The 26,766-nt window shown below is 65.4% G+C and carries 25 protein-coding genes; 13 read left to right on the top strand and 12 right to left on the bottom strand.

Annotated elements, in window-relative coordinates; genetic code table 11:
• Positions 1-10: 10 nt before the first annotated feature.
• Entirely contained in the window at positions 11-970 is a 960-nt protein-coding gene (locus C4S73_RS01535; RefSeq protein ID WP_103870697.1) for a class I SAM-dependent methyltransferase, read from the bottom strand.
• 23 nt (positions 971-993) lie between these two features.
• Here C4S73_RS01535 and C4S73_RS01540 point away from each other — a divergent pair, with 23 nt between their 5' ends.
• On the top strand, positions 994-2,070 hold the full coding sequence (locus tag C4S73_RS01540) for a ligase-associated DNA damage response exonuclease (protein ID WP_103870698.1): 1,077 nt from the start codon (positions 994-996) through the stop codon (positions 2,068-2,070).
• 7 nt (positions 2,071-2,077) lie between these two features.
• On the opposite strand, the gene C4S73_RS01545 is transcribed toward C4S73_RS01540, so the two are convergent.
• Positions 2,078-2,857, bottom strand: coding sequence for an SGNH/GDSL hydrolase family protein (locus C4S73_RS01545; protein ID WP_103870699.1), 780 nt, complete (start codon positions 2,855-2,857; stop codon positions 2,078-2,080).
• Between the two features lie 104 nt (positions 2,858-2,961).
• Here C4S73_RS01545 and C4S73_RS01550 point away from each other — a divergent pair, with 104 nt between their 5' ends.
• The 3 genes from C4S73_RS01550 to C4S73_RS01560 all read left to right on the top strand — a co-directional run bounded on the left by C4S73_RS01550 (position 2,962) and on the right by C4S73_RS01560 (position 5,884).
• Positions 2,962-4,596 (top strand): cisplatin damage response ATP-dependent DNA ligase, encoded by a 1,635-nt coding sequence (locus tag C4S73_RS01550; RefSeq protein WP_103870700.1) that lies wholly within the window; start codon positions 2,962-2,964, stop codon positions 4,594-4,596.
• 246 nt (positions 4,597-4,842) lie between these two features.
• The gene (locus tag C4S73_RS01555) at positions 4,843-5,523 is read left to right on the top strand and encodes a response regulator (RefSeq protein WP_103870701.1); all 681 of its coding nucleotides are present in this window, start codon (positions 4,843-4,845) and stop codon (positions 5,521-5,523) included.
• A gap of 91 nt (positions 5,524-5,614) precedes the next feature.
• A complete protein-coding gene (locus tag C4S73_RS01560; RefSeq protein WP_103871231.1) occupies positions 5,615-5,884 on the top strand; it encodes a DUF6460 domain-containing protein in 270 nt (89 codons plus the stop codon).
• Positions 5,885-5,887: 3 nt separating this feature from the next.
• Here C4S73_RS01560 and C4S73_RS01565 read toward each other — a convergent pair whose 3' ends face one another.
• Positions 5,888-6,979, bottom strand: coding sequence for a quinone-dependent dihydroorotate dehydrogenase (locus C4S73_RS01565; protein ID WP_103870702.1), 1,092 nt, complete (start codon positions 6,977-6,979; stop codon positions 5,888-5,890).
• Positions 6,976-7,320 (bottom strand): DUF952 domain-containing protein, encoded by a 345-nt coding sequence (locus C4S73_RS01570; RefSeq protein WP_103870703.1) that lies wholly within the window; start codon positions 7,318-7,320, stop codon positions 6,976-6,978. Before C4S73_RS01570 ends, C4S73_RS01565 begins: the two co-directional genes overlap by 4 nt.
• Before the next feature lie 166 nt (positions 7,321-7,486).
• Here C4S73_RS01570 and C4S73_RS01575 point away from each other — a divergent pair, with 166 nt between their 5' ends.
• Positions 7,487-8,116 carry a S24 family peptidase gene (locus tag C4S73_RS01575; protein ID WP_103870704.1) on the top strand — a complete coding sequence of 210 codons (630 nt, stop codon included), beginning with the start codon at positions 7,487-7,489 and terminating at the stop codon, positions 8,114-8,116.
• A 5-nt stretch (positions 8,117-8,121) separates the two neighbouring features.
• Here C4S73_RS01575 and C4S73_RS01580 read toward each other — a convergent pair whose 3' ends face one another.
• The 4 genes from C4S73_RS01580 to C4S73_RS01595 form a co-directional block, all read right to left on the bottom strand.
• Entirely contained in the window at positions 8,122-9,582 is a 1,461-nt protein-coding gene (locus C4S73_RS01580; protein ID WP_103870705.1) for a sensor histidine kinase, read from the bottom strand.
• Between the two features lie 11 nt (positions 9,583-9,593).
• Complete coding sequence (locus tag C4S73_RS01585) at positions 9,594-11,051, bottom strand: dihydrolipoyl dehydrogenase family protein (RefSeq protein WP_244595392.1); 1,458 nt, start codon at positions 11,049-11,051, stop codon at positions 9,594-9,596.
• A gap of 156 nt (positions 11,052-11,207) precedes the next feature.
• Positions 11,208-13,535 carry a putative bifunctional diguanylate cyclase/phosphodiesterase gene (locus tag C4S73_RS01590; RefSeq protein WP_103870706.1) on the bottom strand — a complete coding sequence of 776 codons (2,328 nt, stop codon included), beginning with the start codon at positions 13,533-13,535 and terminating at the stop codon, positions 11,208-11,210.
• Positions 13,536-13,680: 145 nt separating this feature from the next.
• Entirely contained in the window at positions 13,681-14,622 is a 942-nt protein-coding gene (locus C4S73_RS01595; protein ID WP_103870707.1) for an enoyl-CoA hydratase-related protein, read from the bottom strand.
• Between the two features lie 492 nt (positions 14,623-15,114).
• Here C4S73_RS01595 and C4S73_RS28415 point away from each other — a divergent pair, with 492 nt between their 5' ends.
• The 8 genes from C4S73_RS28415 (at position 15,115) to C4S73_RS01625 (ending at position 21,532) form a co-directional block, all read left to right on the top strand.
• On the top strand, positions 15,115-15,276 hold the full coding sequence (locus C4S73_RS28415; RefSeq protein ID WP_200827892.1) for a hypothetical protein: 162 nt from the start codon (positions 15,115-15,117) through the stop codon (positions 15,274-15,276).
• 56 nt (positions 15,277-15,332) lie between these two features.
• Positions 15,333-16,622, top strand: a complete 1,290-nt coding sequence (murA, locus tag C4S73_RS01600) for a UDP-N-acetylglucosamine 1-carboxyvinyltransferase (RefSeq protein ID WP_103870708.1) — start codon at positions 15,333-15,335, stop codon at positions 16,620-16,622.
• Positions 16,623-16,653: 31 nt separating this feature from the next.
• Entirely contained in the window at positions 16,654-17,100 is a 447-nt protein-coding gene (locus C4S73_RS01605; RefSeq protein ID WP_103870709.1) for a DUF2948 family protein, read from the top strand.
• Positions 17,101-17,203: 103 nt separating this feature from the next.
• Complete coding sequence (gene hisD / locus C4S73_RS01610; RefSeq protein WP_103870710.1) at positions 17,204-18,496, top strand: histidinol dehydrogenase; 1,293 nt, start codon at positions 17,204-17,206, stop codon at positions 18,494-18,496.
• A gap of 49 nt (positions 18,497-18,545) precedes the next feature.
• Entirely contained in the window at positions 18,546-19,034 is a 489-nt protein-coding gene (locus C4S73_RS01615; protein WP_103870711.1) for a UPF0262 family protein, read from the top strand.
• A 45-nt stretch (positions 19,035-19,079) separates the two neighbouring features.
• Positions 19,080-19,484, top strand: coding sequence for an arsenate reductase/protein-tyrosine-phosphatase family protein (locus C4S73_RS01620; RefSeq protein ID WP_103871233.1), 405 nt, complete (start codon positions 19,080-19,082; stop codon positions 19,482-19,484).
• 213 nt (positions 19,485-19,697) lie between these two features.
• The gene (locus C4S73_RS27785; RefSeq protein WP_146071242.1) at positions 19,698-20,078 is read left to right on the top strand and encodes a hypothetical protein; all 381 of its coding nucleotides are present in this window, start codon (positions 19,698-19,700) and stop codon (positions 20,076-20,078) included.
• On the top strand, positions 20,075-21,532 hold the full coding sequence (locus C4S73_RS01625) for a methyl-accepting chemotaxis protein (protein ID WP_200827893.1): 1,458 nt from the start codon (positions 20,075-20,077) through the stop codon (positions 21,530-21,532). Before C4S73_RS27785 ends, C4S73_RS01625 begins: the two co-directional genes overlap by 4 nt.
• Position 21,533: 1 nt before the next feature.
• Here C4S73_RS01625 and C4S73_RS01630 read toward each other — a convergent pair whose 3' ends face one another.
• The 4 genes from C4S73_RS01630 to C4S73_RS01645 are packed head-to-tail and all read right to left on the bottom strand — an operon-like array spanning position 21,534 to position 26,666.
• Entirely contained in the window at positions 21,534-22,751 is a 1,218-nt protein-coding gene (locus C4S73_RS01630; protein WP_103870713.1) for a phosphopentomutase, read from the bottom strand.
• A gap of 2 nt (positions 22,752-22,753) precedes the next feature.
• Positions 22,754-24,397, bottom strand: a complete 1,644-nt coding sequence (locus C4S73_RS01635; protein ID WP_103870714.1) for an ABC transporter ATP-binding protein — start codon at positions 24,395-24,397, stop codon at positions 22,754-22,756.
• A complete protein-coding gene (locus C4S73_RS01640) occupies positions 24,394-25,572 on the bottom strand; it encodes an ABC transporter permease (RefSeq protein WP_425290307.1) in 1,179 nt (392 codons plus the stop codon). The genes C4S73_RS01635 and C4S73_RS01640 overlap by 4 nt, the downstream gene beginning before the upstream one ends.
• Positions 25,569-26,666, bottom strand: a complete 1,098-nt coding sequence (locus C4S73_RS01645; protein WP_103870716.1) for a microcin C ABC transporter permease YejB — start codon at positions 26,664-26,666, stop codon at positions 25,569-25,571. The genes C4S73_RS01640 and C4S73_RS01645 overlap by 4 nt, the downstream gene beginning before the upstream one ends.
• Between the last annotated feature and the right edge of the window lie 100 nt (positions 26,667-26,766).

A 26,766-nucleotide genomic window follows, 5' to 3' on the forward strand; every position in this document is an offset into this window, starting at 1 on the left:
GTCGGCGCGCTCAGCTTTTCTCCGCCACCACGATCAGTCCGGGAACCGCGACGCCGCGATCCTGTCGCGTGCTGGCAGTCTCGACGCTTAGAGGACGCAGGCGTGCTTCTTCCAGCCGCTGCCGGAGCCAGCTTTCCGCATGCGCAAATCTGCGGTCCGCGCCGACGACGACGCCATCGCCGGGGTGGCTCTGCACGGTGAAAGCCAGCAGGCCGCCTGGCTTGAGGACGCGCGCGCTCTGCGCGAAGACCGGCCCGAGTTCGCCGAGATAGACGAAGACATCCGCCGCTATGACCAGCTCGGCGGAATGGTCGGGGCGGCTGACGAGGAAGCTGGTGAGGCCGGCGACCGCGAGCTTGTCGTAGAGCGGTTCGCCATCAGTGCGGAGCTTGGTCCGTGCGCGTTCGATCATGCGCGGCGAGAGATCGCAGCCGGCGAGGAAGCCGGTTTCCGCGCGGATGGCTTCGCCCATCAGCCCGGTGCCACAGCCGAGATCGTAGACCGTCTCGAACCGAAACGCCCTGCCTGCGTTATCGCTGATGCGCGCGAGCGTTTCCTTCAGCAGGGCAGGGGCGTTGTAATGCAGGGCTTGCGTCAGATGGTTGTCGAAGCGTTCGGCATAGCCGTCGAACAGGGCGCCGGAAAAATTCTCGGAGGTCGCATCCTCGGCCGCCATGGCGCCGATGCGGGCGAGGTCGAGCCGCGCGCCGAAATGATCGTTGGGGTCGAGCGTCAGGCATTGCCGCCAGGCGGTCGCTGCATCCTCGTTGCGGCCGAGCATCTCCTGCGCCAGCCCGTAAAGGTGCCAGGCGGCGGTGAAGTGGTAGGCTTGCGCCAGCGTCTGGTCGAGGATTTCGACCGCGGCCTGCGCGTCGCCGTCCTTCAGCGCAGCCTCCGCCCAGGCGTAGCGACGATCGAGCGTCGGATCGCCCGAACTGGCGGAATGCGTCGTCGAGCCCTTTTCGATCATGTGCGCGGGTCTATCTGAGGAGCATGACACTGGCCAGACAGCGCTCCGATCAAATTTGGCGCCCCTCGCAGCTGCTGATCCCGACGCCGGCCGGCCTCTATTGCCCGCCGGCCGAGATTTACATCGACCCTGTGCGCCCGGTCGCTCGGGCGCTGATCACCCATGGCCATTCCGACCATGCCCGCGCCGGCCACGGCGCCGTGCTGGCGACGCGCGAGACGCTCGCCATCATGGCTCTCCGCTATGGCGAGGGCTTTACGGGAGAGCGGCAGGAAGCAGTCCTTGGCGCGGTGACGCGGATCGGCGAGGTCGATTTCCGCTTCGTGCCGGCAGGCCACGTGCTGGGTTCCGCCCAGATCGTGGTCGAGAGCCGGGGCCTGCGCATCGTCGTCTCCGGCGACTACAAGCGCGAGCGCGACCCGACCTGCGCTGGCTTCGAGCCGGTTGCCTGCGACGTCTTCATCACCGAGGCGACTTTCGGCCTGCCGGTTTTCAGGCATCCGCCGGCGCATCTCGAAGTCGCCAAACTGTTGGAATCGGTCAGGCTGTTTCCCGAACGCACCCATATCGTCGGCGCTTACTCGCTGGGCAAGGCCCAGCGCGTCATGGCGCTGATCCGCGAGGCCGGCTACGAGAGACCGATCTATACCCATGGCGCGATGGATGCGCTGACCGCGTTCTATATCGCGGAGGGAGCGGTTCTCGGCGACATCCGCAAGGTCGCCTCTACCGACAGGAAATCGCTGGGCGGCGAAATCGTGATCTGCCCGCCGAGTGCGATCCAGGATCTCTGGGCACGAAAGTTCCCCGATCCCGTCACCTCATTCGCGTCGGGCTGGATGCGGATCCGCGCCCGGGCCCGGCAGAAGGGCGTCGAATTGCCCCTGATCATCTCGGATCATGCCGATTGGGACGATCTTCAGGCGACGATCCGCGAAGTCCGGGCCGGCGAAATCTGGGTCACCCATGGCGAGGCGGATGCGCTCGTGCACTGGTGCGGCACGGTCGGCCTGAAGGCCAGGCCATTGCATCTCGTTGGCTATGGCGACGAGGGCGAGGCCGAATCGACCGGGGAGGCGGCCAGTGCAGTTGCCGGCTGAGGTTGGATTACCGCGACTGCGCCACCACGGCGCGCGGCGGCGTCGCCATGCCGACGAGCGCCGTTGCCATGTCGCGGGCGAGGCAGTCATAGCCGGCATCGCTCATGTGGAAGCCGTCGGACGACAGCGCGCTGGTGAAGCCTTGTGCATCCCGGCCGTACCATTCCCGCATCGCATCATAGCGCGTGAAAACCGGGACCGATTGCAGCCGGGCGGTCTCGGCGATCGCCTCGACGAAGCTGCGATAGCGTTCGGGCTCGCGGACGCCCGGGAAAAACTGCGGATCGAGGATGGCAAGGCTGGGGCCGGCCTGCCTGACCATGGCGATGCCCTCGGTGACCATGCTGCGGAACTTGGCGAGATCGCCGCCATTGACGGCGTCATTGGTGCCGACCTGCCAGATCACGAGATCGTAGCGCCGCTCGGCCAGCGCCTTTTTCAGACGGACCAGGGTTTGCGGGGCTGTCTCGCCGCCGATGCCGGCATTGACGATGTCGACCGAGAGATTGGGCCAGGCCTTGCCGAGCATAGCCCTGAGCCGGGCCGGATAGGTCTTGTCCTTGGCGGACGCACCGATGCCTTCCGTCGAGGAGGAGCCGATTGCCAGAATCTCGAGCGAGCGGCCTTGCGTGACGCGTGTGGCGAGGCCGGAGAGAGCTGCTACGGGCTGGACGATCGGCGTCTCGCGGCAGGAGAAGGTTCCCGCCTGAACGGAGGTTCCCGCCAACATCGTCGCCGCGAAGAGATTCAAGGCCAGAAACCGTATCGCGGCTCGCATCGGCATCATTCTCCCAAGCTCTCCTTTGCCGGTAAGGTTTCCTTCATGAATGGTAGCTGAACGATGCAAGGCAGCATGTGGAAAGGTGCCGGCTGTGGCAGGGGGGCGACGCGATGAACCGCTTTGCCTGGCTGCTCGACCGTCTGGCCTATGAGCCGCGCCGCAATGCGAAACTCGCCTTGATCGCGGATTATCTGCGCACCACGCCGGATCCCGACCGCGGGCTGGCGCTGGCGGCGATGACCGGCGGTCTGGTCTTTCGCAACGCCAAGGCGGGGCTGATCCGCGCACTGATCGCCGAGCGGACCGATCCGGTGCTGTTTGCGCTGTCCTACGACTATGTCGGCGATCTCTCGGAGACGGTCGCCCTGATGTGGCCGGGCCAGCACGGCGCCAACGACGTGCCGCATCTGCCTGATGTCGCCGCCGGCCTGCGCAATGCCGGCAAGACCGAACTCCCGCGCCTCGTCGCCTCATGGCTCGATGCACTCGACGAGACGGGCCGCTGGGCCCTGCTCAAGCTGATCACCGGCTCTCTGCGCATAGGAGTGTCCGCTCGCCTCGCCAAGACGGCGGCCGCAAGCCTAGGTGGCGTGCCGGCCGATGAGGTCGAGCAGGTCTGGCACGGTCTGGAGCCGCCCTACACCGCGCTCTTCGACTGGCTGGAGGGGCGTGCGACGCGGCCGGAGGCCGACGATCCCGCGCCGTTTCGGCCGGTCATGCTCTCGCATCCCATCGAGGATGGCGATTTCGAGAAGCTCGATCCCGCCGCTTTCAGCGCCGAATGGAAATGGGACGGCATTCGCGTCCAGGCCGTCAGCGGTACGCGCCCCGACGGGACGCGCCTGACGCGGCTCTTCTCCCGCACCGGCGAGGATATCGCCGGCGCATTCCCCGATCTCGTCGAGGCGCTGACGCAGGACGGCGCGCTCGACGGCGAATTGCTGGTGATGCGCGAGGGCGCCGTCCAGAGCTTCAACACGCTGCAGCAACGCCTGAACCGCAAGACGGTGACAGTAAAGATGCTCGACGAGTACCCGGCCCATATCCGCGTCTACGACCTCTTGGCAGACGGATCCGACGATATCCGCGCCCTGCCGCTGATGGAGCGTCGCGCCCGGCTGGAGACCTTTCTGGGCCGGCTCGGCAGCGACCGCTTCGATCTCTCGGCGACGATTCCCTTCGCGAACTGGGGCGAACTCGCCGCAGCACGGGCCGACCCCGCAGTGGCAGGCGCCGCCGCCGATGCCGAAGCTGTCGAGGGCTGCATGATCAAGCGGCGCGACTCGCCGTATCTGCCCGGACGTCCGAAGGGCTATTGGTGGAAATGGAAGCGCGAGGCGCGGCTGGTCGATTGCGTGCTGATGTATGCCCAGCGCGGCCACGGCAAGCGTTCCTCCTTCTATTCCGACTTCACCTTCGGCGTCTGGCGCACGACGCCCGACAGCGACGAACTCGTGCCGGTCGGAAAGGCCTATTTCGGCTTCACCGATGAGGAACTCGTCGAGCTCGACCGCTATGTCCGCAAAAACACGCAAAACCGCTTCGGCCCGGTGCGGGAGGTCACGCATACCATCGAGAGCGGGCTCGTCTTCGAAGTCGCGTTCGAGGGCCTGCAACGCTCGACGCGTCATAAATCGGGGCTCGCCATGCGCTTTCCCCGCATCAGCCGCATCCGTTGGGACAAGCCGCCACGCGAGGCCGACCGCATCGAGGCGCTGGAACAACTCCTGCCGGCGGGCGGCTAAGCCAAGGCCTCGGAACTGGGCACGAACTGGTGAAGCTCGTTCCGGGTACCATGACGAAGGCGTATAAAGGCCTTCATGGCCGGCGCCGCACGGGCGTTTCGCACCGTCGATTGTCGGTTTGGCCCGTGACGGCTTGCGCCGCCAGCCGCGTGGTGCTTGAGATCGCCTTGACGCACCGGGCAGGATGGCATCGGCCAGGATGTCATGGGGCAAGATGCTGGCCGGGCGGAAACGGGGATTGATGCGATGAGTCGGCAGCCTGCGACACGGATCGTCATCGCGGACGATCATCCGCTCTTCAGGGGCGCCCTGCGGCAGGCGGTCTCGCATGCTTTGGCTGGCGCCGAGGTCAGCGAGGTCGGGTCTCTGGATGCGCTGACGGAGGCGCTTTCGACCGGCGGCGACGCCGATCTCGTCATGCTCGACCTGACCATGCCGGGCGTTCAGGGCTTCTCGGGCCTGCTCTTCCTGCGGGCCGACCATCCCGAAATCCCCGTCATCGTCGTCTCGGCAAATGATGACCCTGCCGTGATTCGCCGCTGCATCGAGTTCGGCGCGCTCGGTTTCCTTCCCAAGACGGCCGATGTCGAGCAGATGGGCGAGGCCATCCGCGCCGTGCTCGATGGCGGCGTCTGGACACCGCCGGGGATCGATCTGGCGGCGCCTGTCGATGCGGAGGTCGCCGACATGGTACGCCGCCTCTCGACGCTGACGCCGCAGCAGGTGCGTGTGTTGATGATGCTGTCGGAAGGACTGCTCAACAAGCAGATCGCCTATGAACTCGGCGTCTCCGAGGCGACGGTGAAGGCTCATGTCTCGGCCATCCTGACCAAGCTCGACGTCGATAGCCGCACGCAGGCCGTGATCGCCGCAGCCAAGATCGCCGGCACCGCCTGGGCCACCGCAGGCGCGTCCGCGACGGCGTGAGCGCGATGGGCTATAGCCCCGCACGGTGTCGTTCAGATGCCGTTCAAGCAGCTTGGGCCCAATGTCGGGCCTCTCGGAGGATCATGAGACGATGAGCAATGGCAGTGTCGATCGCTTTCTCGGCGGTTCACCGCTCGGCGTGCTGGTCCGGCTGATCTTCATCTCGCTTCTTGTCGGCGCGGCGATGGCCTTTCTCGGCCTCTCGCCACGCTCGCTCTATGAGGCGGTGGCCCGGTTCGTGCGCTCTCTGGGCGATCTCGGCTTCGGCGCCGTGCGCGAAGTCGGCCAATGGGTCATCGCCGGTGCGCTGATCGTGGTGCCGCTCTGGCTGCTGGCGCGCCTGTTCGCGGCGCGCCGCTGAGCCCTAGAGCGTCTCTCCGCGTGCGATCGCAGCCGCATCGCGCCCGGTCAGCATCCCGATCCGCTCGACGCCGGCCTTCCGGGCTTCCGCCGCCAGGCCGGTCTTGATGGTTTTCACCAGGCCCGGACCGTGGAAGACCATCGCGGTGTAGAACTGAATGAGCGTCGCGCCCGCCCGGATCTTGGCAAAAGCGGTCTCGGCCGAATCGACCCCGCCGACACCGACCAACGGAAACTGACTTTCGACACGAAGGAAGGTCTCCGCCAGTATCCGGGTGGAAACGGCAAAGAGCGGCCGCCCCGAAAGCCCGCCGGTCTCGGCCCTGGCTTGCGCGCGCAAGCTTTCCGGCCGCGCCACGGTGGTGTTGGAGACGATCATGCCGTCGATCGCGCGCTTGCGCGCCACGGCAACCATGCCGTCGAGTTCGGGCAAAGTGAGGTCGGGTGCGATCTTCAGCAGGATCGGAGTCCGCCGGCCGCTCGCCGCTGCGACCTCATCGCGCGCCGCCAGCGTCCGCGCCACGAGATCGTCGAGCGCGGATTCGGCCTGAAGGTCGCGCAGGCCTGGCGTATTCGGCGAGGAGACGTTGATGGTCAGGAAGTCGGCATGCGGGGCGAGCCTGCGAGCCAGCACCGCATAATCGGCGGCACGGTCGGATGATTCCTTGTTGGCGCCGAGATTGACGCCGACGATTCCGCCTCGCCTGCGCCGGGCGGCGAGCCGCTGCGCCACGATCTCCATGCCCTCACTGTTGAGGCCGTAGCGGTTGATGACGGCCTCGTCCTCCAGCAACCGGAACACGCGCGGCCGGGGGTTGCCGGGTTGCGGCAAGGGCGTCACGCCGCCGACCTCGACGAAGCCGAAGCCAAGCCCGAGCGCGCCATCGGCCGCTTCGGCATTTTTGTCGAAACCGGCCGCGAGGCCGACCGGGTTGGAGAAGGAGAGGCCAAAGGCCTCGCTCGCCAGAACGGAATCGTCGGCGGCGGGCTTGAGCGGCGGGGCGGCTGCGAGCGCCGCGACCGTCATGCGATGCGCCGTCTCGGCATCGAGCCGGTGGATCAGCGGCCGGGCGAGGGTGAACAGGCTGCCGATCACGCGATGTCCTCCGCAATGAGATGTGTTCCGTCCGCCCTGAGCGGCAGCGGTGCGATCCAGCGCACGGCCTTCGGGTCGAGCTGGGCATAGAGATGCGGGAACAGGGCTCCGCCGCGCGAGGTCTCGTAGCGCAGGTGCCCGCCGAGCCTTGCCTCGTCGATGGCGATCAGCAGCAGGTCCGTCTGCCCGGCGAAATGTTTCGCTGCCGTTTCGCGCAGCTGACCGCCGGTCGAGAAATGAATATAGCCATCGGCGAGATCGACCGGAGCGCCTGAAAAACGCCCCGCCGTCTCGGCTTCCAGCCACAAAGCCTCGGGGCAGATCTTGTAGATGAGCGGCACGGAGAGCCTCGCCTGATTGCTGTCAGCTAGGGCATAGCGACTGGCAGTAGGCTTGGGCAAATCTTATCCGAATTTCCGCAGGAATCGGATTGAAATCTTACTCAATAGGGGATATTTCCTATTTTCATCCCCGCCAATCGGCAACATCAGCAGCGAGGCCTCCGCGGTGCTGTCACATGACCAGATCTGGAGCGCGATCGACACGCTCGCTCAGCGCTACGGCTTCACCGCGTCAGGTCTGGCGCGCAAGGCCGGTCTCGACGCCACGACGTTCAACCGCTCGAAGCGGGTCGGGCCGGATGGGCGCGAGCGCTGGCCCTCGACCGAATCGATCGCAAAAATCCTCGCTGCCACCGGCGCTTCGCTCGACGAATTCATGAGCGTCGTGATGCGGCGTGGTGCGGCGCCTGTCCGCACCATCCCGCTGATCGGCTTTGCCCAGGCCGGCTCTGGTGGTTTTTTCGACGATGGCGGCTTTCCGGTCGGTACCGGCTGGGAGGAGGTCGCCTTTCCCGGCGTCTCCGACGAGAAGGCCTATGCGCTGGAAATCTCTGGCGATTCGATGCTGCCGCTCTATCGCGATGGCGACACCATCATCGTCTCGCCGACTGCGACCGTGCGGCGCGGTGACCGGGTCGTGGTCAAGACGGTGGAGGGCGAGGTGCTGGCCAAGCAACTCAAGCGCCAGACCGCCAAGACGATCGAGCTCGCCTCGCTCAACCCAGAGCATCCCGACCGCGTGCTGGGTCTCGCCGACATCGCGTTCATGGCCCGGGTAATTTGGGCGAGCCAATAGTGGTATCAGTTCGCTCCGGGCTTCTGCCCGGGCAGCGTGACCTTGAACACCGCGCCCATTTCCGATGGCTCGAGCTCGATCGCGCCGCCATGGAGGCGCACGAGTTCGGCGGCAACGGCGAGGCCGAGCCCGGTGCCGCCGGGGCTGACCGAGCCGCGGAAGGCCTGGAACAGGTTCGCGCGTGCCCGCTCGGGCACGCCGGGGCCGTTATCGGCGACGCGCAACGTCACCGAGCCGTTGAGGCGCTGGGCCTTGACTGCAAGCTGGGGCCGCCCACCCTCATCAGCTCCCGCCTGGGTCAGCGCCTGGACGGAATTGCGCATCAGATTGAGCAGCACCCGCGCCATCTGGTCGGGGTCGCAGGAGGCGATCAGCTCGGCTGGAACCTCGTTGCTGAAGGCCAGCATCTTGTTGTCGGGCAGACCGAGCATTTCCGCCTGTTCCGCCACCAGCTGGCGCAGGGCCACATCGCGAAGGGAGGGCGTCGCCTCTGCCGCCCGGCCATAGACAAGCGTCGCCTGGCAGAAATCGATGGCGCGGCCGAGCGTCGCGATCAGCCTGGGCGCAAAGCGCCTGACCTTGGCGTCGCGCGTATCGACCAGCTGGTCCGACATGAGCTGCGCCGCCGCCAGCATGTTGCGCAGATCGTGATTGATCTTGCTGACCGCGAGGCCGAGTTCGGCGAGGTGCTTCTTGGTCCGCAACTCGCTGGCCAGCGTCATCTGCATGCGTGCCAGCGCCCGCTCGGCCTCGCCGATCTCGTCGGCGCGCTGCGACGGCTCGATGATCCGGCGGGGATTCTCGGGGTCGGCCTCGAACTCCATGACATTGGCGGCGAGGTGCCGGATGGGCCCGACGATCAGCCAGTTGAGCGCGACATAGACGGCCACCGCCGTCATCCCTGTGATCAGCAGCGAGAGCAGCAGCAGATTGCCGGAGAACTTCAGCATCGCCCGGCGCAAGGGGGCTTCGTCGATCACGATCTCGACGAAGTCGGCGCCACCGACCGCCTCGCCGACGACACGGATCGGCATCTCCGAGGCGGGGGACACCAGCACCTCGATCGCTTCCTTTATGGCTCCGATCCAGTCCAGCGTTCGCAGGTCGACCGCGCGGGCGACTTCGGGAGGCGGCATCGAATCGAGACTGAGCAGGCGTCGCGCGCCCCCCACACGCGCCGCGATGGCGCGCGCGCCGACACCCATCAGCAGGCGGTTTTCGCTCCCCTCGGGCAGCCCATCGACGGGCGCGCCTTCCAGGACCAACGCGGCGACCTGTGCTGCCGCCAGCCTGTCGTTCAGCCAGTTGCGGCGGAAATTGGCGATCGACGGCAAGTAGATCAGCACCTCCGCCAACATGACGAAGAGCACGGTGATGACGAGCAGCTTGGCCGACAGGCCAAGCCGGGTCAGGCCACGCGGGACGCTTATGGACAAAGCGCTTTTGTCGAACTCGGATTGTGGCATCGGGCGCGATCTTATCCGAAACGACGCAAAAAGCCGATAAGACGGCGAATACCCGGCTTTGCGGCGAGCGGCGCGTGGAAGGAGACCGCAGCGCGGCCCGATGTCTGCGACAGGCTGGGATAGGGGGCGACGAGGTCCGCCATGTCCTGGACCGTCATGCCCTTCTTCAGGGCGAGACACCACGGGACGATCAACTCGCTCGCCTGGTCACCGACGATAGTGGCGCCAAGCAGACGCCCTTTTTTGTCGGTCACGAGCTTTACGAACCCTTCTGTCTCCCATCCGGCCTGCGCCTGGTCATTCCCGGCGAAAGGCCAGCGCAGGATGCGGATGTCACCCGCCTTCTTGCGCGCGGCGGCTTCCGACAAGCCAACGCTGGCGAGTTCGGGCCGGCAATAGACGGCGCGAGGCGCGGTTGCGATATCGATCCTGATCGGTGTGCGGAAGAGCGCATTGCGCAGGACGAGACCGGCATGATTGTTCGCTGCGTCGGGGAAATCCGGATCGCGCGCAGCGCCGCCGGCGCAGTCGCCGATGGCGAAGACACGACGGTTGGCGGTGCGCAGGTGTTTGTCGACGACCACTCCGCCAGCATCGCTGATGATGCCAGCCATCTCCAGGTCGAGCGCCGCGATCTCGGGCGTGCGACCGGTCGCGACCAGAAGATGCGTTCCCTCTATCGTCTGCTGCGGACCGCGTTCGGGGCCGGCCAGCACCACGCGGATGCTGCTCCGCTGGCCCTTTATGCTCAGCACCTGTGTCCGTTCGTACAGGACGATGCCTTCACGCAGCAGCTTGCGCCTGATGATGGCGACAGCCTCGGCGTCCTCCTGCGCCACCAGCAGCTCGGGCTCGATGACTGTAACCGCGCTGCCCAGCCGTCGCATCGCCTGCGCCGCTGCGACGGCACTGGCCCCGCCGCCCAGCACGATCAGGCGTTCGGGCAGGCGCGTCAGCGCGAAAAGGCCATCCTCTGAGAGATAGGTGACCGAATCCAGCCCTGGAATCGCAGGCGTGGCCGGTCGCGAGCCGGTGGCGATGACGAAGCGGCGGGCCTTGATCCTGTACGCGCCGACGCTCACGCTGTTGCGGTCGATGAAATGCGCTTCACCCTTGATCACCGTCGCGCCCAATGCGGTGAGGCGCTCGGCCGAATGATCGGGCGCGTTCGCCGTCAACACACGGTGGATGTGATCATGAACCTGGGCGTAGTTTACCTCTGGCTCGCCGGCTGAAATGCCGAAGCGCTTCGCTTCCCGAACCGCGTGGGCTCGCGCGCCAGCCGCGATCAGCGCAGCGGAGGCGAGGCCATGGCGGTCGCCTCCCATCGTGCCACGTTCGACAAGGACGACCGCAACGCCGAAGGCGGCTGCGGCAGTAGCCACGGATAGTCCGGCAGCGCCCGCCCCGATCACGCAGATGTCCGGCGTCAGCGGCACGGCTTTTGCCGCTGGTGTGATATCGCTCACGCCGTCCTCCGGGTCTGCATCGGGTTCGAGAACTGGTGATGCGTTGTCAGATCAGCGGAATCAAGGCCGCTGGGCTGTCGAGTGACGGCAACGCCTGGCGATGAGCCGAGGTTCCCCGGGGTAACCGGGCTGGTTGCCCCGGCTTTCGAGCGCTGCTCAGGCGACGTGGCGGCCGCCGCGGGGGGCGAGCTGCGACAGCGGTTCAGGCTTGCCGAAGAGGAAGCCTTGCGCGCGCTGGGCGCCCAGCAGCTGCACGGCGATGCGCTGCTGCTCGGTCTCTATGCCCTCGACGACGACATTCATCTGGAGCCGGCGCGCAAGCTGGCAGACGGCTTCGATGATCGCCTTGGACGCTTCGCTCGAATGCACGCTTCTGGTGAAGCTCTGATCGATCTTCACCTGGGCGAAGGGGTAGGTCGAGAGATAGGCAAGCGACGAATAGCCCGTGCCGAAATCATCCAGCGCAAAGGCGACGCCCAGCGCCCGCAATTCGTCGATGACGGCAAAGGTGACCTTGTTGTCTTCGATCAGCAGCGATTCCGTGACTTCGAGCGTCAACTGGCGCGAGCTGAGATTCGACGCGATCAGCGCCTCCTTCACCGTCTCGACGATGCGGCGTGGCTCACGAAACTGCAGGGGTGAGATGTTGACGGAGACACCGATGCCGGGCTCCCAGGAGGCTGCGTCCTTGCAGGCCTTCTGGATCGCCCAGTCGCCCATATTGGCGATCAGGCCCGATTGCTCGGCGATCGGGATGAAGATGCCGGGAGGCACCATGCCGCGAGTCGGGTGGCGCCAGCGCATGAGGGCTTCGCGCGACACGACTTCCTGAGTCTTCAGGTCGATGATCGGCTGATAGTACAGTTCCAGCGAGCCGTCGTCGCAGGCCCCGCGCAGTTCGACCTCGATCTCGTGCCGCTCGAGCATCTCCTCGGCCATGGCCGGGTTGAAGAACATCAGCGTGTTGCGGCCGGCGCCCTTGGCCTTGTAGAGCGCGGTATCTGCATGGCGCAGCAGGTCGGCGGGGTTTGCGCCGTCATGGGGCGCCATCGCGATGCCGATGCTGGCCGTGACGTAGACGGTCTTGTTGTCGAGGTGGAAGACCTTGGTCATCGCGTCGATCATGCGCTGGGCAATGCTCGTCACCATCGCATGGCTCGCCGATGGCAGGATCAGCAGGAATTCGTCGCCACCGAACCGGGCCAGGAGATCGTTGCTCCGGATCACGCCGCGCAGGCGGTTGGCCGTCTCCATCAGCACGCGATCGCCAATGTCGTGGCCTAGATTGTCGTTGACCTGCTTGAAGCCGTCGAGATCGACATAGAGCAGGGCGAAAGCTTCTCCGGTTCGCTCCAGCTTCGCGAAGGAATCCTGGATATTCGTGTTGTACTCGAAGCGATTGGCGAGACCGGTGAGCTCATCGAAACGCGCCATCTGCTCGATGCGTGCCTCGGTCGCCTTCCGCTCGGTCGCGTCTTCGGTCAGCATCAGGATGCCGCCCTCGGCCGCCGGTGCGAAGGTGATGACGAGCACAAGCCCGCTGCGCGTCACGACCTCGCGGCTGGCTGCCTGCTGCGTGGCCTGAACGGTCGTGAGCGCCATCCTGATGTCGCGCAATTGCTCGGGCCCGATCACCTGTCGTTCGACGAGGAAGCGCGCGATCGCGGTCAGGGGCGTGCCAGGTAGGGCCAGCGTTTCGGGAAGGCCATAGAGCAAACGGTGCGGCGCGTTGCTGATCGCCAGCTTGAGACCGCGATCGAACATCGCCAGCCCATGGATCATCGTATTCAGCGCAGCGTCGAGGGTCAGATTCTGCGAGTGCAGGGCCGATGCGAGCGCCTTCGACTGCTTCGTCGCGTCGCTCAGCGCGAGCAGGTTGCGGTGCAGCGAATTGGTGATGGCGATGTTGGCGGCGACATACAGAAACGCGAAATAGCCGATATAGTGATAGTAGACGTTGTGCGCCTTGATCAGTCCGACTGCCATCGGAACGCAGAAGGTCAGTAGCTGGACCGCGACGAATTTCGGCCGACCGGCATTGCGCGAGACATAGCCGGATGCAAGCGCGATCGTCGAGGACACCGAGGTGATGTGGGCGGCGGCATCGTCGGTGAAGACCAGCGCGGCATAGCAGCTGTAGCCGAGCACCGCGCTGAACGCTGTCGCGCCCATGAAATAGTCGCGATCCCAACGCCGCGTATCGGCGAAGCTGTCGTCGGAGTGGTCCCGTCGGCGATAGGAGATGACGGTCATCAGCCGCAGGATCACGACCACGGACACCAGCGCCGTCAGGCCGAGAAAAAGGTCCATGCCGGTCGAGACCCAGCACAGGAACGGAGTCAGGATGCCAGCGATCCCGCCGGGAATGATCGAGGCGGGCGACGAGAAGAGCGAATGGACCAGCAGCCGATAACCGGACAGGTCGAGGCTTTCGCCCTGATCGCGCGCGCCAGCGTTCACCAGTCGCTTGAGAGCGCCCGCCATCTACTCCTGCCTTCTGACGACCGCGCCGGGTGGCGCCGACGCGCGACACGTGGAAATCCACGTCATCTAAAAGATTTAGACGCTCAGAAGTAAATGTTTCGTATGATCGTGCAGGTTGTAGGTGCTGCGGGCCAGTCGGGAAGGTTTAAGCTGAGACCAGATGACGCTGGTAGACGCGCGCTAGCATTCGATCCTGCGTTTGCGCAATCCGCTGCAATTTCGAGATCGCGCTCGGGCTGAGCCGCAGCATGCAATCGGTCCAGATCTGGCCGAGATGTTCGAGTTCCGTGCGCAGATCGCCGGCGCGGCGGTTGAAGGCGGAGAACAGCGCCGTCTTGGCAGCGTGGATCGGCAATGAGTCGCTCGCATATTTGCGAATCCAGGCCTCGCCGGTGCCGGTCGGGACGACGGCTTCGAGAGCGCCGGCTTCCATGAACTGCTGGGCGGTCAGTTCCTCGCCCGAAAGCAGCATCTGCTCGGCGGCCCGGGGCCCCATGCGACGCGACAGGATCGCCACCGCGGTGATCGGGAAGTGGTTGAACTTGATCTCGGGGTAAACGAACGACGCCTGCTCCTCCGCGATCATCACATTGCAGGAGCGCGGCGCATCGATGCCTCCGCCGATGGCCTTGGCGTGGATCGTCGAGAGCGTCACGACGAGGCCGTTCAGGCCGCTCGCATTCCAGACGGCGCCCTCGCTCGACAACCGCGCATATTCCGCAAGCGCGGCGCGATCGTTCTTGGCCAGGCAGTCGAGATAGAAATCGAGATCGCCGCCGAGCGTGAAGAACGGGCCGGCACCACGGAAGGCGAGGAAGCGCACGGGCGCCCGATGATACTGATCCGGCGCACCCCATAGGGCGAAGATCGCGCTTTGGATCTTCACCAGGCTGTCGAGCAGCTGGAGCGTGAAGACAGGCTTCAGCTCCGGCCGGATCGTGACCCAAAGCGTCTTGATCTCAGGCTCGTAGGCCAGCTGCACCTCGGGCAGGAACCCGGCCCGGTGCCTGATGGAATCGATGACCTCACAACTTTCGATCACCGCCGAGGCGGTACGGTCGGTGATCGTAGCGAGTGATTGGAACATGCCGCTGCTCTCATGTTGCTGCGCACCAAGGACGCCTGAGCAGGGTAATCGAAGTTAATGAACTGTAAACGCAATCCGGCGGAAATGGTTAATTCCATTAAGTTTTCTGGTTTACCTATGGTGATGGCGAGGGTTGAAGATTTCGTGCCGATGCATGAGCGCCGGACGCAGGTGCGGTTGAGCAACGCCCGTGCCGAGCTGCACGAAACGCGAAAAATTCTATGAAAAGAGTGTGCCTGCGCAGCGGCGCCGCCATTGAGGAGAACGACATTCTCCAGCCGCGCGTCGGGCGGGAGGCAGGCATGTTCTCGCACTGGAATTCCCAAGGTTCGGCCGGGGAATCTGCAGGTTCGGCCTGGCCATCCTTGGACACAATGAGCCTATGGTGCTGTTCTGGAGCACACCGCTTGTCCGAATCCGCGCGCGGCGCTATCGATGCGCCGCGAATTCGCCGCGATCCGAGCGTTGAACCTTTGATGCCGAGTTGATGCCGTGAACCGCCAGACGTCCGATGACGAGAAGAAGGCGCGCCTTGCCGCTGCCCTTCGCGAGAACCTGAAGCGCCGCAAGGCGCAGGCTCGTGCTCGCCGCTCGGACGAGGCGGTCGCTCAGGAACCGGCATCGCAAGCCCAGGCCGAATCCTCCCGGTCCTGATTCTTCCCATGCGCCGCGGGGCCTTTCTGCTCCGGCCGGCTTAGCAGGACCTGACGATGGACAAGATCCGCATCACCGGCGGCCAGCGCCTCAATGGCTCGATTCCGATCTCGGGCGCGAAGAACGCAGCCTTGCCGCTGATGATAGCGAGCCTGCTGACCGACGAGACGCTGACGCTCGCCAATGTGCCGCGCCTCTCCGACGTCAGCTCGCTCTCGCGCATCCTGTCGAACCATGGCGTCGACCGTTCTATCGCCGGCAAGCGCATCGGCCAGTCCGCCGAAACCGGCCAGACGATTGCGCTGACGGCCCGCCAGATCGTCGACACCTGCGCGCCCTATGAACTCGTCTCGACCATGCGCGCGAGCTTCTGGGTCATTGCGCCGATCCTGGCCCGCATGGGGGAGGCTAAGGTCTCCCTGCCGGGTGGCTGCGCCATCGGCACGCGCCCGGTCGATCTTCTGCTGATGGCGCTGGAGAAGCTCGGCGCCGAGATCGAGATCGAGAACGGCTACGCGCTGGCGCGGGCTCCCAAGGGGCTGAAGGGCGCCGAAATCGTTTTCCCGAAGGTGACGGTGGGCGGCACGCATACGGCGCTGATGGCTGCCGTGCTGGCGCAGGGCACGACGGTGATCGAGAACGCCGCGCGCGAACCCGAGGTAACGGACCTCGCCGCCTGCCTGATCAAGATGGGCGCGAAGATCGAGGGCGCGGGCACCTCGCGCATCGTCGTGACGGGTGTCGCGCGCCTTGGCGGCGCCCATCACGCCGTCCTGCCGGACAGGATCGAGACCGGTACCTATGCCATGGCAGTGGCGATGACCGGTGGCGATGTGCTGCTCGAGGGCGCGCGGCCGGATCTGCTGCAGTCTGCGCTCGACGTGCTCGTCAAGGCCGGCGTTGATGTGAGTTCCACGAATGAAGGCATCCGCGTGCGTCGCAACGGCCAGGCGTTGAACGCCGTTGATGTCGACACCGACCCCTTCCCGGGCTTCCCGACCGATCTCCAGGCTCAGTTCATGGCCCTGATGACGCGGGCGAAGGGCACCTCGCGCATTCGCGAGACCATCTTCGAGAACCGTTTCATGCATGTTCAGGAACTGGCGCGGTTGGGCGCGAAGATCCGGCTCGACGGCGATGCAGCCCATGTCGAGGGGGTCGCCAAGCTCACAGGCGCGCCGGTGATGGCGACGGATCTGCGCGCCTCTGTCTCCCTCGTCATCGGGGGGCTCGCCGCCGAAGGCGACACCACGATCAACCGCGTCTACCATCTCGATCGCGGTTTTGAGGCGCTGGAAGCGAAATTGACCCGTTGCGGCGCCGTCGTCGAACGTATCAGCAGTTGACGTTGGCGAAGCGCCTCGCCAGAACACCCTGATGTCGGACGATGTCGCAGACCCGTTGAAGCTCATCGCGCTTGATGCGGATGATCTGGCGATTGTTTCAGCCCACCTCCAGGACGCCGTCCTGAAGGTGGCGGACTTCGTCTATCTCCCTGCCGAGAGGCGTTTTGCGCTCGCCGCACGCCGTTTTGATTGGGAGGGTGCTCAGCACGGCCATCGCCGGCGCAGGCTGGCGGCCTTGCATTTCGAGCGCGTGTCGAGTGTTCGGAGCTCGAAGCTCGACCCGAAGGCGACAGATCAGGTGCTGAGCCTGCTGGCGATCACCTTCGCGACGACCGATGATCCGGCCGGCATCGTCACGCTGAATTTTTCCGACGGCGCAGCGATCCAGCTCCAGGTCGAATGCATCGAGGCCCAGATGAAGGACCTTGGTCCGGTCTGGGAGGCGGTGGCGACGCCGGAGCATCCCAACGGCGCCTGACCGTTCTTAGGGAACATGGTACCGAACGGCCGCTCCGGAATGATCGAACCTGGCGACATGATCCTCCAGGCCATCGACAAGAGACAGATTTCAGGGATTTGCGATGCCAATCAGGCTCGATGACAAGGAGGCATGCTTCGAGCAGGATTTTGCCGCTCTCCTATCCGCCAAGCGCGAAGTCTCGGAAGAGGTCGACCGCGTCGCGGCCGATATCATCGCCGAGGTCAGGGCAGATGGCGACAAGGCCGTCACGGCCTTCACCAGCCGCTTCGACGGCCTCGACCTGACCCCGGAGCGCCTGCGCGTCAGCGAGGCCGAGATCGAAGCCGCCATCGCGGCCTGCTCGCCGGAACTGCTCGCGGCGCTGGAAACGGCGCGCGAGCGGATCGAGACCTATCACCTGCGCCAGAAGCCGGCGGATTCCTGGTCGACGGACGCGATCGGCGTCGGGAGCGGCTGGCGCTGGAGCGCGATCGAGGCCGTCGGCCTCTACGTGCCCGGCGGCACGGCGAGCTATCCCTCCTCGGTCCTGATGAACGCGATCCCCGCCAAAGTCGCAGGAGTTCCTCGCGTCGTCATGGTCGCGCCGACGCCGCGTGGCGAGACCAACCCGCTGGTGCTGGCGGCTGCAAGGCTTGCCGGTGTCGACGAGGTCTATCGCATCGGCGGGGCGCAGGCGGTTGCCGCGCTCGCCTATGGCACGAAGACCATCGCGCCCGTGGCCAAGATCGTCGGCCCCGGCAATGCCTATGTCGCCGCCGCCAAGCGCCGCGTCTTCGGCCAGGTCGGGATCGACATGATCGCGGGCCCCTCCGAAGTGCTCGTCATCGCAGACAGCACCGCCAATCCCAATTGGATCGCCGCCGACCTGCTGGCGCAGGCCGAGCACGACGCCTCGGCCCAGTCGATTCTGCTGACGGACGATGCAGGGCTGGCAGCCGAGGTCGAAAAGGCCGTCATCGCGCAACTCGCGACGCTGCCGCGCGCCGAGATCGCCGGCCGAAGCTGGAAGGATTTCGGCGCAGTGATCCTCGTCTCGGATCTGGAAGGCGCGATCCCGCTGGTCGACCGGCTGGCACCCGAGCATCTCGAGATCATGACGGCCGATCCCGAGCGCCTTTCGGGCATGATCCGCAATGCCGGCGCGATTTTCCTGGGCGGTCATACGCCCGAGGCGATCGGCGACTATGTCGGAGGGCCCAATCATGTCCTGCCGACGGCGCGCTCGGCCCGCTTCTCCTCAGGTCTAGGCGTCGTCGATTTCATGAAGCGGACCTCGCTGCTGAAATGCGGCCCTGATGCCCTGCGCGCCCTGGCCCCGGCCGCGACGCAACTCGCCGAGGCCGAGGGCTTGCAGGCGCATGGCCGTTCCGTGACGATCAGGCTCAATCTCTGAGCGCGGCACGGCTGGGTGCTTTCAAGTGAATTGGGGGAACGGAGGTTCGATGTCCGAAGGCTCACCACCCTCCAAGCAATGCCTGGTTGCCGTCACGCTCGACGAATCGTCTCTCGGCAGGGGCTCTCCTGATCAGGAGCATGAGCGGGCGGTCGCAATCTACGACCTGATCGAGCGCAACCAGTTCGCGCTCCCCGATCACAATGGCGGTCCCTACCGCGCCCATCTCGCATTGGTCGAGCGCCGGCTGGTCTTCGAGATCACGCAGGTCGATGGCTCTCCTGTCGTTACGCACCACCTCTCGCTGACGCCGTTCAGGCGCATCGTGAAGGACTATGAGATGGTCTGCGAGAGCTACTACGCCGCCATCCGTACGGCGACGCCGGCACAGATCGAGGCGATCGATATGGGGCGGCGCGGTCTGCATGACGAGGCTGCCGGCATTCTGGTGGACCGGCTGGCGAGCAAGGTCGAGATCGATTTCGATACGGCCAGACGCTTCTTCACCCTGATCTATGCGCTGCACTGGAAAGGCTGACGCTTGGAGCCCGCGGCGCCTCGCAAGGTCCAGAGCGTCCTGTTCATGTGCGCGCAGAACGCGGTGCGTTCGCCTATGGCCGAAGCGATGGCCAAGCATTTCTTCGGCAAATCGATCTATGTCCAGTCGGCCGGCGCTCGCAAGGGCGAGGTCGACGGCTTTACGCTCACGGTTCTCGACGAGATCGGCATCGATGCTCACAAGCACAGGCCGAAATCCATCGATGAGCTCGAAGAGTGGGAGGGGCTGAATTTCGACCTGATCATCTCGCTTTCGCCGGAGGCCCACCACCGCGCGCTCGATCTGACACGCACTGTCGCAGCCGAGGTCGAATACTGGCCGACAGCCGATCCCACGGCCGTGCAGGGTTCGCGCGAGCAGATGCTGGAGGCCTATCGCGAAGTCCGCGACGGCTTGATGCGCCGGATCACGGAACGGCTGAAGCCCTGAGGCGCGGTTACCTCGCCCAGGTCGAAACGTGCAGCGCACTGCGGCGGGCCGTTGGGTGGCTGCCGGGAGCTCGACGTTGGAAGGTAAATGCGCGCGAAACCATGCGGGAAAGGTCCACGCGGAGCCCTTTCCTTAAGTAAAATTTTACAGGAATCGCATGAATACGACGGGCCGCGCGATCGATGAGCGGCTGCCTGGGAGTGTTGATCATCAATGCCACCGAAGTTTCCGGTCGGTGCTGCAGACGGTGACGACAGAGCTCTGTCGGGCATTGACGGCCTCATCATCGCTTTCGTTTTTCTGCTGGCCAGCGTTGCCGCGGCAAGCAGCCTGCCACAGACCGCGCCGCAGCAAGGGGCGCCGATGGCGGTCCTCTTTCCACCCTGGATTTCGAGAGCCGATGCCATTGCCAGCAGTTTCGCTGCCGGGCATCTGGTGCTCCGCACCGGGCGTTTGTCTTCCATCGTGATCGTGGCGTCCGGAACGGAGGCCTCCACGAGAATGGCAAGGCCAGCGGGCGCATGGATGACGCTGGCACTCGCTGGCCTCGCCGGTTGTCTCGACATGCCCGTTACGCTGGAGCCGTCACCATGACATGGACCTTGACGGTCGTTCGCCAGCGCGTCGCGCAGGCCCTCCTCGTGCTCGCCTTCCTTCACGTTCCCCTGCAGGCGCTGGCCGTTTGGCGGCGCGGCGTCGACGATCTGTCGCCGGTTGGCTTCTGCCTCGCGCTGGCGCTGAGCGCATTGCTGACCTATCGCCGTTTCGGCGTAGCGATCGTCACCCGGCTCGTCATTTCGCTCGTGCTGATCGGCCAGGTATCCATGCTGGTCTTCAGCTTTGCCGGCCATCCCTGGCAGCCGGACATCCATATGTATTACTTCGCCATTCTGGCGTTGTTGGCCGGATTCTGCGATTGGCGGCCAATCATCATGGGCGCGCTGCTGACCGCGCTGCACCATCTGATCCTGCAATACGTCTTGCCCGCGGCGGTGTTCTATCAGGGCGGCAGCTTGTGGCGCGTGCTGTTGCACGCCGTCATCGTCGTCGTGGAGACGGGGTTCCTCGCGACCTTTGCCGTGATCATGGCGCGGATGTTCGCGATGAACGAGGCCGGGTTGCTGCGGGCGCAGGAGATTGCCGAGCGCGAACGGGCGACGAGCGAGCGGGAGAAGCGGCTGGCGGAAGAGCTTGGACTGCGTGCCACCGCCTTGCGCGAGATCGTGGCCGGCTTCCGCGGCCAGATGGAACAGGCCATGGCCGTTCTCGACCGCTCGGCGGAGGCCATGAAGGGCGAGTCGAGGGCCTTGACCGGAACGTCCGACCAGGCACGCCAGCAGACCGCGTTCGTGTCCGATGCCGCAGCCGAAACCATGCAGGGTATCGACCAGCTATCCGCCGCGAGCAACGAGCTCGCCGCCTCGATCAATGAGATCGGCCGGAATGTGTCGCAATCCGCAGCGGGTTCGAAAGGGGCTGCCGATCTTGCACGTCGCGCCAGCGGAGAAATCGAGAACCTCGCGCGGAGCAGCGAGAGCGTCGGAGCTGTGGTCGAGATCATCCGCAACATCGCGGCCCAGACCAGCATGCTGGCGCTCAATGCCACGATCGAGGCGGCGCGGGCTGGCGAGATGGGCCGCGGTTTCGCCGTTGTCGCCAGCGAGGTCAAATCCCTGTCTGCCCAGACCGCCAGGGCGACCGACGAGGTGTCGGGCCAGATTGGCGCGATGCAGGAGGTCTCCCAGCGTTCGCTGAAGGCGATCCGCGACATTGTCGATGCTATCGGCGAGGTCGAACACGTCGCGGATGCGATCGCGTTCTCCGTGCATGAGCAGGGCCGCGCCACGTCCGAAATTGCTCATCAGGTCCGGCTTTCATTCGAAGGCGCGCGGCGCAGCGCCGGCGCTGTCGGCAGTTTCGAGACGATGACCGCGCGGACCCATGACGCCGCAGAGCAATTGCAGCAGACGGCGGACGCGCTCGCCACTCAGGCGCAGGGCATCCGCCGGGAGGTCGCAGCCTTCTGCGGTCGCGTCGCAGCCGCCTGAACTACCAGGGGCGGCCGGGGCCGAGGCGGCCGATGCCGAGATGCAGACTTAAGGTAGCTGCGATATCGGCGAAGCTCTCGCGCCCGCCCAGTGGACCGCCCGCTATTCGCGGCCCGAAGGCGAGGATCGGCACATGCTCGCGGGTATGGTCTGTGCCGGGCCAGGTCGGGTCGTTGCCATGATCGGCCGTGATGACCGTGAGATCCCCGGGCCGCAGCTTCGCTTCAAGGCGGGGCAGCAGCGCGTCGAAAGCCTCGAGTGCCGCAGCATAGCCCGGCACATCGCGGCGATGGCCGTATTCGGTGTCGAAATCGACGAGATTGACGAAGCAGAAGCCGCCATCGGGCAAGCGGTCGATTGCGTCCAGCGCCGCCTCGAACATGGCGGCGTTGCCGAACGGTTTGATTTCCTCGCCGGTCGCGCGATGCGCGAAGATATCGCCGATCTTGCCGACCGTGATGATGGCCCGGCCTTGCGCCGCGAGACGGTCGAGGATCGTCTCGTTCGGTGGGGGAATCGCGAAATCCTTGCGGTCGCCTGTCCGGCTGAAGCCGGTCTTCGCCGTGCCGACGAAAGGCCGAGCTATGACCCGCCCGATCCTGAGTGGGTCGACCAATGCGCGGACCTTCCGGCAGAGGTCGTAAAGCCGCTCCAGTCCGAAATGCTCCTCATGCGCTGCGATCTGCAGCACCGAGTCGACCGAGGTGTAGCAGATCGGCTTGCCGGTCCCGATATGCTCTTCGCCGAGTTCATCGATGATTGCGGTGCCCGAGGCGTGCCGGTTGCCGAGAATGCCGGGCAGGGCGCCGTCCCTGATGATCGCAGCCACGAGATCGGGCGGAAAGGAGTTCTCCAGCGCGGTGAAATAGCCCCATTTGAACGGCACGGGGCAGCCGGCGATCTCCCAATGGCCCGAAGGCGTATCCTTGCCCTGGCTGATCTCTACGCCGTAGCCGAACTGCCCGGTCGGATCCGCGGGCTTGGTGACACCGGCGAGCGGACGCCCTGTCGAGGCCTCGCAGGCATGGGCGAGACCGAGCCTGACCAGATTGGGGAGCTTCAGAGGGCCCCCACGCAGCCCGTCCCTGTCGCCCCGCCCCTCCGCGCAGGCCTGCGCGAGATGGCCCAATGTGTCCGCGCCGGCGTCGCCATAGGCATCAGCGTCCTCGGCGGCACCGCAGCCGACCGAGTCGAGGACGATCAGGATCGCGCGTGTCATGCTCAGTTGCTGACCGCGGCGACGCCGACAGGTTCGAGATTGAGTGCAGCGGCGAGCAGGGCCTGCGTATAGGCCTCGCGCGGCCGGGCGAAGATCTCTTCTGCCGGGCCTTCCTCCACGACCTTGCCGTGCTGCATTACTACAACGCGGTGGGAGAGGGCGCGAACGACCTTGAGGTCATGGCTGATGAAGAGGTAGCCGAGCTTGCGGCGGGCCTGCAGGTCGCGCAGCAATTCGACGATCTGCGCCTGAACCGACATGTCCAGCGCCGAGGTCGGCTCGTCCAGCACGACGAATTTCGGATCGAGCGCCATGGCGCGGGCGATCGCGATGCGCTGACGCTGGCCGCCGGAGAATTCATGCGGGTAGCGGTCCATGGCGCTCGGGTCGAGGCCGACATCGCTGAGCGCGCGCGCGACGATCTCGCGGCGCTGGCCGTAGCTCAGGCCGCTCTGCTGGACGGTCAGGCCTTCTGCCACGATCTCGGCCACCGACATGCGCGGCGAGAGCGAGCCATAGGGGTCCTGGAAGACGACCTGAAGGTCCTTGCGCTTGGGGCGGACGGCGGCGCTCGCAAGCCCGTCGATCCGGTCGCCGAGGAAGACGATTGGCCCCTCCGACGAGATCAGGCGCAGGATCGCCAGCCCGAGCGTGGTCTTTCCCGATCCGGATTCGCCGACGACGCCGAGCGTCTCGCCCTCGCGCACCCTTATCGAGATGCCGTCCACGGCCTTCACATGGCCGGTCGTGCGGCGCAGGAAGCCCGACTTGATGGGGAACCAGATCTTCATCGGGCCGGCTTCCAGCAGCGTGGCAGCCGCGTCCGGGACCGGCGCCGGCCGTCCCTTCGGCTCAGCTGCCAGCAGGCGCCTGGTGTAGTCATGCTGCGGCTGGTCGAAAATCTCGGCGACGGGCCCCTGCTCGACGATCTTGCCCTTCAGCATCACGCAGACCCGGTCGGCGATACGCCTGACGATGCCAAGGTCATGGGTGATGAACAGGATCGCCATGCCGAGACGGCCCTGCAACTCCTTCAGAAGGGCCAGGATCTGCGCCTGCACGGTGACGTCGAGCGCCGTCGTGGGCTCGTCGGCGATCAGGAGATCGGGCTCGTTGGCGAGCGCCATCGCGATCATCACCCGTTGGCGCTGCCCGCCCGACAGTTGGTGCGGATAGGCATCCAGCCGGCTTTCGGCATCTCGGATGCCGACCAGCGCGAGCAGTTCGAGCGTACGGGCCCGAGCCCTGTCGCCGCGCAGGCCCTTATGCAGTTCGAGGATTTCGCCGATCTGCCGCTGGATCGTGTGCAGCGGGTTGAGCGAGGTCATCGGCTCCTGGAACACCATGGTGATGTCGTTGCCGCGCACCTTGCGCATCGCATCCTCATCGGCCGCGATCAGGTCCTGGCCCAGGTCCCGGCCATTGAACATCACCTTGCCCGACGGGTGATGGGCCGCGGGATAGTTCAGGAGCTTCAGGATCGAGAGCGCCGTCACGGATTTGCCGGAGCCGGACTCCCCGACGATAGCCAGCGTCTCGCCCCTGGCGATCTGGAACGAGATACGGTCGACGGCCAGCGTCTCGCGGCCGCCCTGGCGAAAGGCGACGGAGAGGTCTTCGACGGAGAGGAGGGGGGAGGTGCTCACGCGAACGTCTTCCTCGGGTCGAATGCGTCCCGGACCGCTTCGCCGATGAAGATCAGCAGCGAGAGCATCAGCGCGATCACGATGAAGCCGGACAGGCCGAGCCAGGGCGCCTGCAGGTTGGCCTTGCCCTGCGCCAGCAATTCACCCAGCGAAGGCGAGCCGGGCGGCAGGCCAAAGCCGAGGAAGTCGAGCGAGGTCAGCGTCGTGATCGACCCGTTCAGGATGAAGGGCAGGAAGGTGAGCGTCGCCACCATGGCGTTGGGCAGCAGGTGCTTGACCATGATCGCACGGTTGGACAAGCCCAGCGCCCGGGCCGCCCGGACATATTCGAAATTGCGCGCCCGCAGGAACTCGGCCCTGACGACGCCAACAAGCGCGACCCATGAGAACAGCAGCAGGATGCCGAGCAGCACGAAGAAGCTCGGCGTGATGATGGCCGCCACGATGATCAGCAGATAGAGCGCCGGGATCGAGGTCCAGATCTCGATGAAGCGCTGGAAGATCAGATCGGTCCAGCCGCCGAAATAGCCCTGCACGGCGCCAGCCGCGATGCCGATCATCGAAGAGATCGAGGACAGGATCAGCCCGAACAGGATCGAGATGCGGAAGCCGTAGATCAGCCGCGCCACCACATCACGTCCCTGGTCGTCGGTGCCGAGCCAGTTCCATTCGAGGTCGCGGCAGCCTGTGCCGCCCGTGCGCTCGGCGATGACGCGACACTGCTCGTCCTTGAGCATCCAGGTCGGCGGAGCCGGCGCAGGCACCGGCAGATCCAGATTATGCGTGCGGTAGCTGTAGCGGATCAGCGGCCAGACGGCATAGCCATGGGCCGCGATCTCCTTGGATATGACGGGGTCGCGATAGTCGGTCGTGGCAAGGAAGCCGCCGAACTTCTCTTCGGGGTAATTCACGGCAACCGGAAACAGCCATTCGCCCTTGTAGCGGACGATGAGCGGCCGGTCGTTGGCGATGAACTCGGCGAAGAGCGAGAGGATGAACAGCGTCAGGAAGAGCCAGAGCGACCACCAGCCGCGCTTGTTCGCCTTGAAGTTGTTGAGGCGTCGCCGGTTGATCGGCGTCAGCTTGAGCCAGCCGGAGCTCGCTTCGAGCGGAGCCAGCGGAGCATTGCTGCGCAAGGCGGGTGGAGCGTCGATCAGCGTATCGCTCATGCTCATGCCTCCCGCGTGTCGAAATCGATGCGGGGGTCGACCCAAGTATAGGTCAGGTCGGTGATGAGATGCACGACGAGGCCGATCAGCGAGAAGATGTAGAGATTGGCGAAGACGACGGGATAGTCGCGGTTCACGATCGCCTCGAAGGACAAAAGGCCCAGCCCGTCCAGCGAGAAGATCGTCTCGATCAGCAGCGAGCCGGCAAACAGCGCGTGCACGAAAGCACCGGGAAAGCCGGCGATCACGATCAGCATCGCGTTGCGGAAGACATGGCCATAGAGCACGCCCCGCTCGCTCAAGCCCTTCATCCGCGCGGTCAGGACGTATTGCTTGCGGATTTCGTCGAGGAAGGAGTTCTTGGTCAGCAGCGTCGAGGTCGCGAACGCACCAAGCGCCATCGCGGTCACCGGCAAGGCGATATGCCAGAGATAATCGACGGCCTTGCCGAACAGGCTGAGCTCGTTCCAGTTCTCCGAATGCAGCCCGCGCAGCGGGAATATCTGCCAGAACGAGCCGCCGGCGAAGAGCACGATCAGGAGGATCGCGAACAGAAATCCAGGAATGGCGTAGCCGACGATCACGACCGCGCTCGTCCAGGTGTCGAAGCGCGAGCCGTCCTTCACCGCCTTGCGGATGCCGAGCGGGATCGAGATCGCATAGGACAAAAGCGTCATCCACAGGCCCAGCGAGATCGAGACCGGCAGCTTCTCCTTGATCAGTTGGAGGACTGGCGCGTCGCGAAAATAGCTGCGGCCGAAATCGAAGCGGATGTAGTCGCCGAGCATCTTGACGAAGCGCTCATGCGCCGGCTTGTCGAAGCCGAACTGCTTTTCCAGCTCCTTGATGAAGGCGGGGTCGAGCCCCTGCGCCCCGCGATAGGACGAGTTCGCATCGCCGCCCATCTGCGCGCCTGAATCGCCGCCCTGGCCGCCGCCAACGCGATCCGACGCGCTCCCGGCATTCGGGTTCTGCAACTGCGCGATCACGCGCTCGACCGGCCCACCGGGCGCAAACTGCACGATGATGAAGGAGATCAGCAGGATGCCGAACAGCGTCGGCACCATCAGCGCGATGCGTCTCGCGATATAGCTCAGCATGCACTACGTCCGCCATTGCCGCCGCGCGTCATGCTCGCCCTGGTGGCGAGCATCCACGTCTTGAACGCTGTCTTCGATGAAAGAAGACGTGGATGGTCGG

This window comes from Allobosea lathyri, from assembly GCF_900108245.1.
Lineage (GTDB): Bacteria > Pseudomonadota > Alphaproteobacteria > Rhizobiales > Beijerinckiaceae > Allobosea > Allobosea lathyri.